15 protein-coding genes, 1 other RNA gene and 1 pseudogene are annotated in these 14,690 nt (G+C 64.7%); 4 read left to right on the plus strand and 13 right to left on the minus strand.

Annotation, left to right across the window (positions count from 1 at the left end; translation table 11 throughout):
• Position 1: 1 nt before the first annotated feature.
• The 3 genes from ACRQ5J_RS08500 to ACRQ5J_RS08510 are packed head-to-tail and all read right to left on the minus strand — an operon-like array spanning position 2 to position 1,291.
• Entirely contained in the window at positions 2-304 is a 303-nt protein-coding gene (locus tag ACRQ5J_RS08500) for a hypothetical protein (protein ID WP_432382573.1), read from the minus strand.
• Positions 305-329: 25 nt separating this feature from the next.
• Positions 330-629: an antibiotic biosynthesis monooxygenase family protein gene (locus ACRQ5J_RS08505; protein WP_432382574.1), complete on the minus strand. Its 300-nt coding sequence runs from the start codon at positions 627-629 to the stop codon at positions 330-332.
• A 26-nt stretch (positions 630-655) separates the two neighbouring features.
• Positions 656-1,291 carry a TetR family transcriptional regulator gene (locus ACRQ5J_RS08510; protein ID WP_432382575.1) on the minus strand — a complete coding sequence of 212 codons (636 nt, stop codon included), beginning with the start codon at positions 1,289-1,291 and terminating at the stop codon, positions 656-658.
• A 157-nt stretch (positions 1,292-1,448) separates the two neighbouring features.
• On the opposite strand from ACRQ5J_RS08510, the gene ACRQ5J_RS08515 reads away from it, so the two are divergent.
• Positions 1,449-1,835 carry a hypothetical protein gene (locus ACRQ5J_RS08515; RefSeq protein WP_432382576.1) on the plus strand — a complete coding sequence of 129 codons (387 nt, stop codon included), beginning with the start codon at positions 1,449-1,451 and terminating at the stop codon, positions 1,833-1,835.
• A 149-nt stretch (positions 1,836-1,984) separates the two neighbouring features.
• Positions 1,985-2,344: a transfer-messenger RNA gene (gene ssrA, locus ACRQ5J_RS08520) on the plus strand.
• Between the two features lie 326 nt (positions 2,345-2,670).
• On the opposite strand, the gene ACRQ5J_RS08525 is transcribed toward ssrA, so the two are convergent.
• The 5 genes and pseudogenes from ACRQ5J_RS08525 to ACRQ5J_RS08545 all read right to left on the minus strand — a co-directional run bounded on the left by ACRQ5J_RS08525 (position 2,671) and on the right by ACRQ5J_RS08545 (position 5,523).
• On the minus strand, positions 2,671-3,138 hold the full coding sequence (locus ACRQ5J_RS08525; protein WP_432382578.1) for an RES family NAD+ phosphorylase: 468 nt from the start codon (positions 3,136-3,138) through the stop codon (positions 2,671-2,673).
• Positions 3,135-3,533, minus strand: a complete 399-nt coding sequence (locus ACRQ5J_RS08530; protein WP_432382579.1) for an antitoxin Xre-like helix-turn-helix domain-containing protein — start codon at positions 3,531-3,533, stop codon at positions 3,135-3,137. Before ACRQ5J_RS08530 ends, ACRQ5J_RS08525 begins: the two co-directional genes overlap by 4 nt.
• A gap of 324 nt (positions 3,534-3,857) precedes the next feature.
• Positions 3,858-3,977 (minus strand): annotated as a pseudogene (locus ACRQ5J_RS08535) (DUF3761 domain-containing protein); the annotation flags it as partial.
• A 123-nt stretch (positions 3,978-4,100) separates the two neighbouring features.
• Complete coding sequence (locus ACRQ5J_RS08540; RefSeq protein ID WP_432382581.1) at positions 4,101-4,565, minus strand: carboxymuconolactone decarboxylase family protein; 465 nt, start codon at positions 4,563-4,565, stop codon at positions 4,101-4,103.
• An 85-nt stretch (positions 4,566-4,650) separates the two neighbouring features.
• Positions 4,651-5,523 (minus strand): RNA polymerase sigma-70 factor, encoded by an 873-nt coding sequence (locus tag ACRQ5J_RS08545; protein ID WP_432382582.1) that lies wholly within the window; start codon positions 5,521-5,523, stop codon positions 4,651-4,653.
• 154 nt (positions 5,524-5,677) lie between these two features.
• On the opposite strand from ACRQ5J_RS08545, the gene ACRQ5J_RS08550 reads away from it, so the two are divergent.
• Complete coding sequence (locus tag ACRQ5J_RS08550) at positions 5,678-6,949, plus strand: O-acetylhomoserine aminocarboxypropyltransferase/cysteine synthase family protein (RefSeq protein ID WP_432382584.1); 1,272 nt, start codon at positions 5,678-5,680, stop codon at positions 6,947-6,949.
• On the opposite strand, the gene ACRQ5J_RS08555 is transcribed toward ACRQ5J_RS08550, so the two are convergent.
• The 5 genes from ACRQ5J_RS08555 to ompA form a co-directional block, all read right to left on the minus strand.
• Positions 6,946-8,043 (minus strand): hypothetical protein, encoded by a 1,098-nt coding sequence (locus tag ACRQ5J_RS08555; protein ID WP_432382585.1) that lies wholly within the window; start codon positions 8,041-8,043, stop codon positions 6,946-6,948. The genes ACRQ5J_RS08550 and ACRQ5J_RS08555 overlap by 4 nt on opposite strands.
• 104 nt (positions 8,044-8,147) lie before the next feature.
• A complete protein-coding gene (locus ACRQ5J_RS08560) occupies positions 8,148-9,185 on the minus strand; it encodes a hypothetical protein (protein WP_432382586.1) in 1,038 nt (345 codons plus the stop codon).
• 169 nt (positions 9,186-9,354) lie between these two features.
• Complete coding sequence (locus tag ACRQ5J_RS08565; RefSeq protein WP_432382587.1) at positions 9,355-10,047, minus strand: HAD family hydrolase; 693 nt, start codon at positions 10,045-10,047, stop codon at positions 9,355-9,357.
• Positions 10,048-10,049: 2 nt separating this feature from the next.
• The gene (ubiG, locus tag ACRQ5J_RS08570; protein ID WP_432382588.1) at positions 10,050-10,745 is read right to left on the minus strand and encodes a bifunctional 2-polyprenyl-6-hydroxyphenol methylase/3-demethylubiquinol 3-O-methyltransferase UbiG; all 696 of its coding nucleotides are present in this window, start codon (positions 10,743-10,745) and stop codon (positions 10,050-10,052) included.
• A gap of 121 nt (positions 10,746-10,866) precedes the next feature.
• Positions 10,867-11,580, minus strand: a complete 714-nt coding sequence (gene ompA, locus ACRQ5J_RS08575; protein WP_432382589.1) for an outer membrane protein OmpA — start codon at positions 11,578-11,580, stop codon at positions 10,867-10,869.
• A 402-nt stretch (positions 11,581-11,982) separates the two neighbouring features.
• Between ompA and gyrA the strand changes: the two genes are divergently transcribed.
• The gene (gene gyrA / locus ACRQ5J_RS08580) at positions 11,983-14,613 is read left to right on the plus strand and encodes a DNA gyrase subunit A (RefSeq protein ID WP_432382591.1); all 2,631 of its coding nucleotides are present in this window, start codon (positions 11,983-11,985) and stop codon (positions 14,611-14,613) included.
• Positions 14,614-14,690 lie beyond the last annotated feature (77 nt).

Genomic DNA, 14,690 nt, shown 5'->3' on the forward strand with positions numbered 1-14,690 from the left:
GTCAGGCCTCGGTGGCGCCGAAGCCGCCCATGATGGCGTCGGCGCGCTCGCGCTCATCGTCGTCGTAGACGTCGACCGACAGCATGGCGCCGGCGCGGTGGCGCGCCGCGGCGGCGGCGGCCGGGCCGCCCGGCGTCAGCGCATCGAGCAGGTTGCCGACGGTGCTGGTGGCCACCGACGGCGGCAGCTCGGCGTGCCGGGTCAGCTTGACGCTGGCCAGCGCGAAGCCGCCGGACAGCAGCGCGCTGCGGGCGCTTTCGGCGTCCGACGGTTGCGGGAAATTGCGGTGGATGGTGCGGGACATGATGGCCTCCTTGTTGTTATGTGATTCAAAAACCGGCGACGACGGTGCGGAAATGCTCGACCTTGGGGGCCTGGGCGAAAAAGCCGCCGACCAGCGCGCGCCAGTCCTGAAAGCCGGCGCTGCCGCGGAAATCGACCGTGTGGTGTTCCAGCGTCTGCCAGCCGATCACCAGGTGATAGGTGTCGGGCGTTTCGATATCGCGGTCGAGGCGCAGCGACAGGCAGCCGGTCGCGGCCTGGAAGATCGGCACGGCGCGGGCCACGGCGGCCTGGAAGGCGTCATGCTCCGCAGGTTTGATATACAGCTCGGCAATCTCGTAAATCATGAACGGTCCTGGCAGTTGGGATGGCCCTATTGTGCCTCAAGCGCGGCCGGCGTGCGCAGGATGAAGCGCATCGCCTGGTGCGCCAGCTCACCGACATCGGCGCCGCTGCCGGGTTTGTACCACTGGACGGTCCAGTTGAGCGCGCCGAACAGCAGCAGGCGGTCGAACTGCGACGGCGCGCCCCAGGCGCCGGACTGCTGCAGCGCGGCGATGGCGTCGTCCCACACCGCCTCGTAGCGGTCCTTCAGCGGCGCCAGGCGGGCGCGCGCGGCCGCATCGAGCGAGCGCCACTCGTACAGCAGCACGGCTACGCAATGCTGGTCCGGCGCCAGCAGCGTGTGCAGATGGGCCGCGACCAGGCGCTGCAGCATGGGGCCGGGCGCCAGCGGCTCGGCGGCAATCGCCTCGACCTCGGCCAGCGCGCGCTGCATGCCTTGCTCCATGATGGCGGTCAGGATCTCCTGCTTGGTCTTGAAATGGTAAAACCAGCTGCCGGCCTGGATGCCGGCGGCGGCGGCGATGTCGCGCACGGTGGTGTTGTCATAGCCCTTGGTGCGGAACAGCAGGGCGGATTTTTCGATCAGTTCGGCGCGCAGGCCGCCGCCTTCGCCCTTGTGCGGGCGGCCGCGTTTCTTCGGGGGCTGGACGGCGTCGTCGGGCATGGCGGCGTGCGGGCGGAATGATGACCAGCCCATTCTAATGCAGCCCACAAGCCGTCTCAACAGTGTGCTGCAACGCAACAACAGCCAGCGCTTTGCGCTGCCTCAAACCGCAGGCCCGAACCGCGCCTAAGCTCAGGCGAGGACACCGGAGACGATCATGCGATCCCCGGCTCAGCTTGACAACGAACAGCCCGCGCGCAAGGATGAAGACATGGACAACGCCACCGACAAACTCAGGGACGACATGAACGCGGCCTTCCGCGAAATCAATGCCAACTTCCGCGAAGTCAACGCCCGCATCGACGCCTTGCAGCGCGAAACCGCGGCGCGCATCGCCGAGCTGCGCCAGCAGACGCTCGACCAGTTCAGGCTGGTGGACGCCAAAATCGACGAACTGCGGCGCGAAACCCGTGCGCGGATCGACGCCCTGATCCAGGAGAGCAACCGCCGCCTGGAGCGCAGCGACGCACAATTTCGCTGGCTGGTCGGCCTGATGCTCGCCGCCCTGCTAGGCACGGCCGGCCTGCTGGTCAAAGCGTTGTAGGAAGTGTTGGTGCCGGTATATTTCCCGACCGCCGGCGCCGGTAGTAGTCGCCGTGGGGCGCTAATGAAAGACATCATAGCGGCCAAATATGACTGGCGTTTGACGCGGATGGCAGGTCCGGCCAAAGTCGGGTAGAATACAAGTTCTGTGGGGCCGACCTGGTTTCGACGTGGGTTGCAAAGCAGAACAGGGCATACCGAGGCCTGGTTACCTCGTAAATACACCCAGAAATCAATAACTGCAAACGATAACTCGTACGCACTGGCAGCCTAAGGGCTGTTAGCTCCTAAACGCTTCTTCCCTGGGGCGGACCGTTAAAAGTCAAGGAGTCATTTACAGGGAATCGCGCTGTAACGGGTCACTTGAAGCAGCGCTAAATTTAAGGTGAATCGCCTGTCCAAAACGTGCACATCCGTGTTGTACAGGTTAAATTAAATGATAGTGCTAAGTATGTAGAACTGTCTGTAGAGTGCTTGCGGACGCGGGTTCGATTCCCGCCGGCTCCACCACTTATTCGCTTTAAGCGGCCTCAGCCGCACCAAAAACCCGCCTCCGAGCGGGTTTTTTACTATGAGCCCCGTCCTGCGTAGTCCAACAATGACCGCCGGCATCCGGAGAGAGTGTGGGGTACCTCCTTCGGGTATGTGCTGTCGAGCTTTCGACGTTACCCCTGTTCCCTTTGGCGCCTCCAGTAAACGCTAAGCCGACAGCAAAGTCGTACAAGCTTTACGACGAGCGCGGACGGTTATGTGCCGAGCTTCTATTATCAAGCGTAGCATCTTGCTTGCGTGAAAGGTTCACACTTTGTCACTCAACCGCTGAAAGGGGAGGCGGTTCAAAAGTAGCGCGGATCGTAGTGCCATTTGCGCAGGACCGTCGCTACTATTCTCGCGGTGTCGGGGTGCTGCGGATTGATGAGTACGTTAGATTCTTCCGGGACGATTACCGAAGGCACTACCAACAGCGCGGTTGCCCGACTCATTAGCCATGTCTCGCCCGCTTGGATGCTGATCATCCCAGCTGGCGTGGCATCCCAGCCGACCGGCGGTGACAGCACCTGGCGTGCAGCCCATACGTCGTCTGGCACGTCGACACGTACGAGGTAGCGATTCAGCGGTAAGCCGCCGCTACGCAGATGCACAATGGTCTCGTGGACGGCCAGCGAAATATTCTCGGAGGTGTAGGTCACGGCCAAGCCAATGGGGTTCCAGCGTCCGCCCGTGTTCTTCGCTCCGGTACCTGAAAGGTCATTGGCGGCGTATTTGGCGGTAGTCGCCGCGATTCGCCACAGCGCTACCGTCACGCGTATGCCCCGCTCTGGGCCATCTCTAGCAAGTTACCCACGTACTTCTGGCCTTCCACGGTATCCATGAAGCTGCCTGGGGTGGCGCCACCCAGTGCGGGCAGCGGCGCGGCCAACCAGTTTGCCAGCCACTTCGCAGCATCGAATTCCGGGGCGTTCTCGCTATCGATCATTGCTTCCACCTGGCCGATCAATGCTTCCATCCCCATGACGCGTTCGGATTCCTCGGGCGACAGGGATTGATCGCGCAGTACCTTGCGGTTAATCGTTGCACGCGATAGGCCGAGCGAGTCCATCAACGCCTCTTTCGGTATGCCCATGATCGAGGACAGTTGGCCTACGCGCTGCGCAGCCACGCCGGTGCGAATGGTGTGGATCTTGTCGGTGAAGTCCATCTTGTACAAAGCAACGAATGCTCCCGCTTTGCCGACCTTCCTTACAGCGACGGCGCTTCTCTTCGTAGCGACTTTTTTACTGCGGGCGCAGTTGCCGGTCGCACCGCCGCAGGGGAGGTGCGCTTGGTGGCGGGTTTGGCGGGCTGGACTCGAGTGCGCATGCATGGCTCCTTTGATCCTTCAGAATAGCTCAAGTGAGTGAGTCGGGCAACTGGCTCGTATCGCTGGTGCTCCCTATGAAGGCCAAGCAATTCAAATGACGCCGGCCCACCATCCGGATGCAAGTCCAAAGGCCCCGGCGCGCCAGCTCCGGGGCCTTTGTTGTTATAGCCAGGCCGCCACGCCGCCGTGTTGCGAGCAGGTGCCGCGCCGGCTTTGGCTGAAGCTGTAGCTGCCATCGCGGCACTTGGCGCTGGCGGCGGCCGGCGCCTCGTAGGCCGGGGCTTTTGCGCCGCAGCCGGGGTGGCCCACATCAAGCCCAGCGCGAACAGCGCGCCGACGATCGCCTTAATGGTAACTCCTGATTAATTGCCAAGTTACCATCTTAACCGAATTTCCTGTCGGAATTTAGAAGCCGGGGGCGGGCACTTCGGGGATCTGGTTGTGCAGGCTGGCGTTGATGGCGTTCCAACCGCGGATCACGGCGATGGCGTAGCTCAGTTCGGCGATTTCGTTGTCGGTGAAGTGTTCCTTGAGCTGGGCGAAATCGGCGTCGGTCGGGTGCTGATGGGGCAGGGCGTTGACCGCCTCGGCCCAGTTCAGCGCCGCGCGTTCCAGTGCGCTGAAGAACGGCGCCTCGCGCCATCCGGCGACGGCGTTCAGGTGGCGCGGCTCGGCGCCTTGCTTGATCAGGTCGCGCCAGTGCATGTCGACGCACACGCCGCAGCCGTTCAGCTGCGACACGCGCAAATTGACCAGCTCGACCAGCCGGGTGCCCAGCGAACTTTTCTTGACCGACGCCGATAGCGCGATCATGGCTTGCAGGTTGGCCGGGGCCAGTTGGAAGAAGGGAATACGGGCTGCTTGCGTCATGATGATGCCTTTCACAGGAGCGCGGGACGCACCGCGCGCCCCGCATATGTCTAAGACGGGCCGCTCGCGCCGCTTGTGACGGCTTTCAGCAAATAGTTTGCGGCACGCCGGTCAGCTTGTCCGGATTGCGGACCACGAAGACGGCGGCGATGCGGCCTTGTTCGATGCGGAACGCCTGCGCCGACTCCAGCTGGCCGTCGACATAGCGCAGCAGCCCCGGCTCGCCGTTGACGCGCGCCGGGCGGTACAGCACCCGCTGCGGAAACTTGTTCTCCAGCGACCAGAACGAGCCGGCCACGCGGCCGGCGCCATGCAGCACGCGCAGATAGGCTTGCACCTTGCCGCCGCCGTCGGCCACCAGTTGCACGTCGTCGGCCAGCATGGCTTTCATGGCCGCCCGGTCGCCGAGCTGGGCGGCGGCCATGAAGCGGCCCAGCAGCGCGCGGTGCTGCTCGCGCGGCACCTCGAAGCGCGGCCGGTGCTGCTGCACGCGTTGCTGCGCGCGGTGCACCATCTGCCGGCAGGCTGCCTCGCTCTTGCCCAGCAGGGCCGCGATGTCGGCGTAGTCGTGCTCGAACACCTGGCGCATCAGGAAGGCCGCGCGCTCCTCCGGCGACAGCCGTTCGAGCACCCACAGCAAGGCCATCGACACCTCGCTGGCCAGCTCGGCGCTGCTTTCCGGGGTCTGCTCGTCGGGTTCGACGATGGGTTCGGGCAGCCACCAGCCGACGTAGGCCTCGCGCTCGGCCAGGCGCGCGCGCAGGCGGTCGATCGCCAGCCGGGTGGTGATGGTCACCAGCCAGGCCTCGGGCGATTGCAGCCCGGCGCGGGCGCTGGCGTGCCAGCGCAGCCAGGCGTCCTGCACCACGTCCTCGGCGTCGGCGCGGGTGCCCAGCATGCGGTAGGCGGTGGCGAACAGGCGCGGGCGCAGCGCCGCGAAAATTGTCGTGTCAGTCATCATGAACCTTAGACGGGGCAGACGGTCTGTCTGTGACAGCCGCCGTGTGACAGCTTAGCTTATCCGGAATGCGCATTTGCATTTTTGGAATCATTCGTCGCCAAGCGGGCGGCTTCGCGCTAACTTGGGCGGCGCCAACCAAGGAGACCACCCCATGCAACTCGAAACCATCGCCGTCCACGGCGGCTACCAGCCCGACCCGACCACCCGCGCGGTGGCGGTGCCGATCTACCAGACCGTCGCCTACGCCTTCGACGACACCCAGCACGGCGCCGACCTGTTCGACCTCAAGGTGCAGGGCAATATCTACACCCGCATCATGAACCCGACGCAAAACGTGCTGGAAGAACGCGTTGCCGCGCTCGAGGGCGGCGTGGCGGCGCTGGCGCTGGCCTCCGGCCAGGCCGCCATTACCTACGCCATTCAGACCATCGCCGAGGCGGGCGACAACATCGTCTCGGCCGCCACGCTGTACGGCGGCACCTACAACCTGTTCGCCCACACGCTGCCGCAGTACGGCATCAGCACCCGCTTCGCCGACGCCGCCGACCCGTCATCGTTCGCCGCGCTGATCGACGCGCGCACCAAGGCGGTGTTCATAGAATCGATCGGCAACCCGCTCGGCAACATCACCGACATCGCGGCGATTGCCGCCGTCGCCCACGCGCACGGCGTGCCGCTGATCGTCGACAACACGGTCGCCACGCCCTACCTGCTGCGCCCGTTCGAGCATGGCGCCGACATCGTGGTGCACTCGCTGACCAAATACCTCGGCGGCCACGGCAACTCGATCGGCGGCGCCATCGTCGACTCCGGCAAGTTCCCCTGGGCCGAGCACAAGGAGCGCTTCAAGCGCCTCAACGAGCCGGACGTGTCCTACCACGGCGTGGTCTACACCGAGGCGCTGGGGCCGGCCGCCTACATCGGCCGCGCGCGCGTGGTGCCGCTGCGTAACACCGGCGCCGCGCTGTCGCCGTTCAACGCCTTCTTGATCCTGCAAGGCATCGAAACGCTGGCCCTGCGCATGGAGCGCATCGTCGACAACACGCGCAAGGTGGTGGACTTCCTCGGCGCCCACCCCAAGGTCCAGTGGGTCAACTACGCCGGCCTCGAAGGCCACAAGGATTACGCGCTGGCGCGCAAATACCTCGGCGGCCGGCCGTCGGGCGTGCTGACGTTCGGCGTACTGGGCGGCAAGGAGGGCGGGGCGCGTTTCCAGGACGCGCTGCGGCTGTTCACGCGGCTGGTCAACATCGGCGACGCCAAGTCGCTGGCTTGCCATCCGGCCAGCACCACCCATCGCCAGCTCAACGAGGCCGAACTGGCCAAGGCCGGCGTGACGGTGGACACGGTGCGGCTGTCGATCGGCATCGAGCACGCCGACGATTTGCTGGCGGACCTGGAGCAGGCGCTGGCGGCGGTTTAGGACGGCGCTTTGTCCGGCACCGGTACGCGCTCGACGATGACGTTGCCGTCGACCACCGTGCAGTCGATGACATGGCTGCGCGAGACGCCGGCGTGGCGCGAATACAGCTGGTGGTAGTCGCCCGTCTCCTCCAGCCGCAGGTCGATGCGGAAGCTGGCCAGGTTGTTGGCCTGCGCCACCTCGCGCACGCGCTGGCGGCGCACGTCGGCCTCCTTGTCGCTGCGGCCGTGCATCTCCGGCCCCTCGAAGTAGCGGATCAGCGCGCACTCGACCACGTCGATGCGGTCTTTTTGCAGCATGTCGGCCGCCACCGCGTTCTGGTTGACCGGCATCGCGGCCGGGTCGCCGGCGGCCGACATCACCTCGACCGACATGCGCTGCACCAGCAGCAGCATGTCGCGGTCCTCGCTGTGGCGCTGGTGCACGCGCTGCACGCCCATCACGCGCGCGCGCGCCAGGCGGCCCAGCGGGTCGCGCGTCTGGCCGACGTACTGCACCTCGGTGGCGTCGTGGTAAGGGTTGGCATACTGCTGCAACACGTCGTGGATCGACAGCGCCTCGATCAGGCCGCCCCAGTTGAGCGTGACGAAGCGGTCGCTCAGCACCACGGCCGGCTTTTTCAGCGTGGCGGCAAACGGCACCGTCAGCTCGATGGTCAGCGTCTCCTTCTTTTCCTCGACGCCGACCAGCAGCGGCAAGCTCAGCTTGAGCGAGAAGAAGCCCCAGCTGATCTTGCCGTTGGGGTCGAAGCGGATGCGCGGGCGGTTGACGGCGAAATAAATCAGCCGCTTCTCGCTGGCCGCCTCCAGGTCGAACTGCATGCGCCGCAGGTAGCGGCCGACCGGGTCGCGGATGTCCGGCACTTCGGGGAAGCCGGCGATCAGGTCATACCAGTGGAATTTGGCGTCGGACACGGTGACCGCCCAGGTCTGCGGCGCGGCGCTGCGCTGCGGCATCAGCGGCAGCAATTCCTCCATGGCGTCCTGGGGCGGCGCCACCAGGTCGTGGAATGGCTCGGGCGCGTCCTCGAACAGCGCGCCGATGCCCAGCTCTTCCGGCGACGGATCGGGATAATCGTCGTCGTCATTGCTCATGTGCGCGCTCCAAGTGTGTCATAGTGTGGTGATTATAGTGCCTGGCACGTGTTATTTCCATGTGGAAATGTGTCGCAGCGTCAAGAAACCACCCACTGTAGCACTTACTGCTGGCGCGCGCCCCTGGCTGGCGCCGGCAGTGGCATGGGCGCAACCTGGGCCTGGCCGTCGGCCACATAGCAGCTCAGCAGATGACGCCGCGCGGCGCTGACGAATTCCGAGCACAGGTAGTTGTAATAGCCGGCGTCCTCGGGCGCCAGCGCCAGGTCGATGGTGTATTGCACCAGGTGGTTGCTGGCCTGCACCGCCGTCAGCCGCTCGGCGCGCGCCTTGCGCTCGTCGCTGTGGCGCCAGCGCGGGGTGCTGCCCTCGAAGTAGCGGATCAGCGCCGCCTCGATGAGGTCGGCGCGCTCGGCCTGCAGCGCCGCGGCCGCCAGCGGATGCTCGTTGTGCGGCAGGGCGGCCGGGTCGCCGTCGGCGCAGCTGACCTCGACGTCCATGCCGACCACCAGGATCAGCGTGTCGAAATCCATGCCGCACTGGGCGCGCAGCTTGTGCAGCGCCGGCAGCCGGCCCTTGCCGAGCCGGCCCTCGGGGTCGCGGGTCTGGCCCACGTACGCCACCTTGCTGGGCAGCTTGAGCGCGTGGGCGTAGGTCTGCAGCAGGTCGTGCACCGACAGCACCTCGACCAGGCCGCCCCAGTTCAGGCTGACGAAATTCTCGGTCAGGATCACGGTCGGCTTCTTCATGGTGGCGGCGAACGGCACCTTCAGCTCGACGGTGATGGATTCCTTGGCCGCCTCGGCGCCCAGCAGCAGCGGCAAGGTCAGCTTGAGCGAAAAGAAGCCCCACTGGACCACGCCGGTGATGTCGAAACGCACGCGCGGGCGGGTCACGGCGAAAAACAGGTGGCGCTTTTCGGCCGTGGCCTCCAGCTCGAACTGCATGCGCCGCATGTAGCGGCCGATCGGATCGCGGATGTCGGGCCGCTCGGCGAAGCCGGCGATCAGGTCGTACCAGTGGTATTTGGCGTCGGCCACGCGCACCATCCAGCTCTGCGGCGCGCTGGTGCGCTGCGGCAGGGTGGCGAATGAATCTGCATAAGGCTGCGGGAGTTGGGCAACCTGTTCAGGAAAATCCATGATGCACCTGATGGGAAAGTTGAGTTGTCGGCGACTGTGCTTCCCCTCATCAGCGTGGTCTTGGCTATCAGGAAATAAGTAATGCTACGCAGTCATGCGGGAGACTACGCCTGATCTGTCTGTGCGGCAACAAAAATAATATGACATGCATCTTCCGCGCAACGCCGGCTCAGGCCGCCAGCGCGCTGCCGGCCAGCGCCGCGCGCAGCAGCGCCAGCAGCTCGTGCGGCTGCTGGAACAGGTAATCGGCCTGCCAGCTTGCCGGCTCGGTGGCGCCGCAGTAGCCCCAGCCGCAGGCGATGGTCAGCATGCCGGCCGCCTTGCCGGCCTGGATGTCGCGCAGGTCGTCGCCGACATACCAGCACTGCGCGGGCGCCAGCTGCAGCCGGTTGGCGGCCTCCAGCAGCGGGGCGGGGTGGGGTTTGGCGTGGGCCGTGGTGTCGCCGGAAATCGCGCAGGCCGCGTGGCCGAGGCCGATCTGCGGCAGCAGCGGCACGGTGAAGCGTTGCGACTTGTTGGTCACCACGCCCCACGGCAGCCCGGCCGCCTCGATGCCTTCGAGCAGCGCCGGGATGCCGTCGAACAGCCGGCTGTGCACCGCCATCGCCGCCTCGTAGTTGCTGAAGAACTCGTCGCGCAGCGCGACATAGCCGTCATCGTCGGGCGTCATGCCGAACGCGGCGCCGATCATGCCGCGCGCGCCGGCCGAGGCGGTCGGGCGCAGGACGGCGTAGTCGGTGGGCGCCAGGCCGCGCACGCTGCGCAGCAGGTTGACGGCGGCGGCCAGGTCGGGCGCGGTGTCGGCCAGCGTGCCGTCGAGGTCGAACAGGATGGCGCGTGGCGCGGCGGGCGTGGTGGTCATGGTCACAGGGGGCGGCGCGCGGCCACCAGGTAGTTGACGCTGGTGTCGTCGTTGAGCGAATAGATCTTGGTCAGCGGGTTGTAGCCCATGCCCTTGAGGCCGGCCACTTCCAGCCCGGCGCTGCGGATGAACTGCGACAGCTCGGACGGCGTGATGAACTTTTCGTAGTCATGCGTGCCCTTGGGCAGCATGCGCAGGATGTACTCGGCGCCGATGACGGCGAACAGATAGGACTTCGGATTGCGGTTCAGCGTCGAGAAGAACACCTGGCCGCCCGGTTTGACCAGGGTGGCGCAGGCGCGCACGATGGCGGCCGGGTCCGGCACGTGTTCGAGCATCTCCATGCAGGTGACCACGTCGAACTGGCCCGGCTCCTGCGCCGCCATCTCTTCGGCGGCGATCAGCTTGTAGCGCACCGGCACGCCCGATTCCAGCGAATGCAGGTCGGCCACCTTCAGCGCTTTTTCGCCGAGGTCGATGCCGGTGACGGTGGCGCCCTTGCGCGCCATCGACTCGGACAGGATGCCGCCGCCGCAGCCGATATCGATCACCTGCTTGCCGGCCAGCGGCGCGCGGGCGTTGATCCATTCCAGGCGCAGCGGGTTGATCTCGTGCAGCGGGCGGAACTCCGAGGTCGGGTCCCACCAGCGGTGGGCGAGTTCGGCGAATTTTTGCAGTTCTAATGGATCAGCATTCATGGCAACAATTGGAAAAGACTAATACCGCTATTCTAAAGCACGGACGAAAAAGCCCCGTCAGCCTGAACGCGCTCAAGATCGCGTTCAGTGCGGACGGGGCTTTTGGGGTCAGGCTAAGCGATTACTTGCTGGTGCCGACCACTTCGATTTCCACGCGGCGGTTTTTGGCGCGGCCTTCGGCGGTTTTGTTGTCCGCCACAGGTTGTTTCTCGCCCTTGCCTTCGGTGTACACGCGGTTGGCTTCAACGCCTTTCGAGATGATGTAGGCCTTGACCGCTTCAGCGCGGCGTACCGACAGCTTCTGGTTGTACTCGTCCGAGCCAACCGAGTCGGTGTGGCCGACGGCGATGATGACTTCCAGGTTGATCGAACCCAGTTTCGAGGTCACGTCGTCCAGCTTGGCTTTGCCTTCTGGTTTCAGCACGGCCTTGTCGAAGTCGAAGAAGGCGTCAGCGGCGAAGCTCACTTTTTGCGCGGTTGGCACTGGTGCCGGGGCCGGGGCCGGGGCTGGTGCGGCTGGCGCCGGCGCCACTGGCGGCGGTGGTGGCGGCGGTGCTACGCACTTGCCGTTTTCCAGTTTCTCTGGCTCAACGCAGATCGGCAGATCGCAACCTGGCACGGCGTCGGCCGGGGTCCAGTAGCCGGTGCGCCAGCACAGGCCGAACGGGTCGCGGGCGATGACGCCGCGGGCGTCCTGCACGTAGGCGCTTTTCGGCGTCGCGGCCTGGATGTCCTGGGTTACCGGTGCGTACGGTGGTGCGGTAGGTGCGGTCTGCGCGATGGCCGAACCGGCAAATGCAGCCGAGATGGCCAGCATCGAAATCAGTTTTTTCATATTTTTCTTCCTTTCGGGGTGATATCTGCAGAAAACTGCGCCATGAGTTCTTTGCGTGGAGGAATTCTACCACGCAGGGGCGTCAGGCTCGGTTCCCGCTTGTGAATCAAGCAATTGACTTCTCGGCTATTTTGCCACAAGCGGTTAAAGTCGTTTAAAAAGCTCCAACATGGCGCCATTTCGGATTCGACCAAAATGTTGTTTTGTTGCAACGTGATTGTCGATAATAATTGAGTAATGTGTCATGAATATTACAACTTGTTACCGATCGCAATCGTGCGCAACACCGCATAGGTACGGGCGCGACGCGGATTTCCGCTAGTTGCCGTACACCCATGCTAAAATCGTACGCTTGCCTGTCTCTTGGGAGAGGCTCAATAAACCACAGTAAACGACCCGCCAATGGATCAATTCGCAAAAGAAACAATTCCTATTTCCCTCGAAGAAGAGATGCGCAAGAGCTACCTCGATTACGCGATGAGCGTGATCGTCGGCCGTGCCTTGCCGGACGTGCGTGACGGCCTCAAGCCGGTGCACCGTCGGGTCTTGTACTCGATGCATGAAATGAACAACGTGTGGAACCGTCCGTACGTCAAGTGCGCCCGTGTGGTGGGTGAGACCATGGGTAAGTATCACCCGCACGGCGACGCGTCGATCTACGACACGCTGGTGCGGATGGCGCAGGACTTTTCGCTGCGCTACATGCTGGTGGACGGCCAGGGCAACTTCGGCTCGGTCGACGGCGACGGCGCCGCGGCAATGCGGTACACCGAGTGCCGTCTGGACAAGATTTCCAGCGAACTGCTGGCCGACATCGACAAGGACACGGTCGACTTCCAGCCGAACTACGACGGCAAGGAAAAAGAGCCGACCGTGCTGCCGACGCGCATCCCCAACCTGCTGATCAACGGCTCGTCCGGCATCGCGGTGGGCATGGCCACCAATATTCCGCCGCACAACCTGCACGAGGTGATCGACGGCGCGCTGCACGTGCTGAACAACCCGGACTGCTCGATCGACGAGCTGATCGAACTGATCCCGGCGCCGGACTTCCCGACCGGCGGCACCATCTACGGCGTCTCGGGCGTGCGCGACGGCTACCGCACCGGCCGCGGCCGCGTGGTGATGCGCGCCAAGACCCACTACGAGGAATACGGCAAGGACGGCGGCCGCACCGCCATCATCGTCGACGAGCTGCCGTACCAGGTCAACAAGAAGTCGCTGCTGGAGCGCATCGCCGAGAACGTCCGCGACAAGAAGCTGGAAGGCATTTCCGACATCCGCGACGAGTCCGACAAGTCGGGCATGCGCGTGGTCATCGAGCTCAAGCGCGGTGAAGTGCCGGAAGTGGTGCTGAACAACCTGTACAAGCAAACCCAGCTGCAAGACACCTTCGGCATGAACATGGTGGCGCTGGTCGACGGCCAGCCGAAGCTGCTGAACCTGAAGGAAATGCTGCAGTGCTTCCTGTCGCACCGCCGCGAAGTGGTGACGCGCCGCACCGTGTTCGAGCTGCGCAAGGCGCGCGAGCGCGGCCACGTGCTCGAAGGCCTGGCCGTGGCGCTGGCCAACATCGACGAGTTCATCGCCATCATCAAGGCGGCGCCAACGCCGCCGGTGGCCAAGACCGCGCTGATGGAAAAATCGTGGGACTCGTCGCTGGTGCGCGAGATGCTGGCCCGTACCGGCGAGGGCGACACCGTGGGCGGCATCGACGCCTTCCGTCCCGAGCACCTGCCGAAGCACTACGGCATGCAGGCCGACGGCCTGTACAAGCTGTCGGACGACCAGGCGCAAGAGATCCTGCAAATGCGCCTGCAACGCCTGACCGGCCTGGAACAGGACAAGATCGTCAACGAATACAAGGACGTGATGGCGGAAATCGCCGACCTGCTGGACATTCTGGCCAAGCCGGCCCGTGTGACCACCATCATCACCGACGAAATGACTTCGATGGTGGCCGAATTCGGCGACCGCAGCAAGGACCCGCGCCGCTCCAACATCGAGCACAACGCCTCCGACCTCAACACCGAAGACCTGATCACGCCGCAGGACATGGTGGTCACGCTGTCGCACACCGGCTATATGAAGGCGCAGCCGATCTCCGAGTACCGCGCGCAGAAGCGCGGCGGCCGCGGCAAGCAGGCCATGGCCACCAAGGACGAGGACTGGATCGACCAGCTGTTCATCGCCAACACCCACGACTACATCCTGTGCTTCTCCGACCGCGGCCGCCTGTACTGGCTGAAGGTGTGGGAAGTGCCGCAAGGCTCGCGCAACTCGCGCGGCAAGCCGATCGTCAATATGTTCCCGCTGGCCGACAACGAGAAGATCACGGTGATCCTGCCGCTGTCGGGCGAGAACCGCAGCTTCCCTGAAGACCACTATGTGTTCATGTCGACCAGCCTGGGCACCGTGAAGAAGACGCCGCTGAAAGACTTCAGCAATCCGCGCAAGGCCGGCATCATCGCGGTCGACCTCGACGAGGGCGACTTCCTGATCGGCGCCGCGCTGACCGACGGCGAACACGATGTGATGCTGTTCTCCGACGCCGGCAAGGCGGTGCGCTTCGACGAGAACGACGTGCGGCCGATGGGCCGCAATGCCCGCGGCGTGCGCGGCATGAACCTCGACGAGGGCCAGCGCGTGATCGCGCTGCTGGTGGCCGAGAACGAGCAGCAGTCGGTGCTGACCGCCACCGAGAACGGCTTCGGCAAGCGTACTCCGATCACCGAGTACACCCGCCACGGCCGCGGCACCAAGGGCATGATCGCGATCCAGACCTCCGAGCGCAACGGCAAGGTGGTGGCCGCCACGCTGGTCGATTCGACCGACGAGATCATGCTGATCACCACCGGTGGCGTGCTGATCCGCACCCGCGTGTCGGAGATCCGCGAGATGGGCCGCGCCACCCAGGGCGTGACGCTGATCGCGGTGGAGGACGGCACCAAGCTGTCCGGCCTGCAGCGCGTGGTGGAGACCGACATCGACGAAGTCGAGCTGGAACCGGGCCCGGATTCAGCGACGGCGTAACGCTCACTTAACAGGAGCCAGCGGGGCCACGACTATTGCGCGCCAATAGAACTGGCCCCGTTTTTATTGATAACAGG

Source organism: Duganella sp. P38 (assembly GCF_050859475.1).
GTDB lineage: Bacteria > Pseudomonadota > Gammaproteobacteria > Burkholderiales > Burkholderiaceae_D > Rugamonas.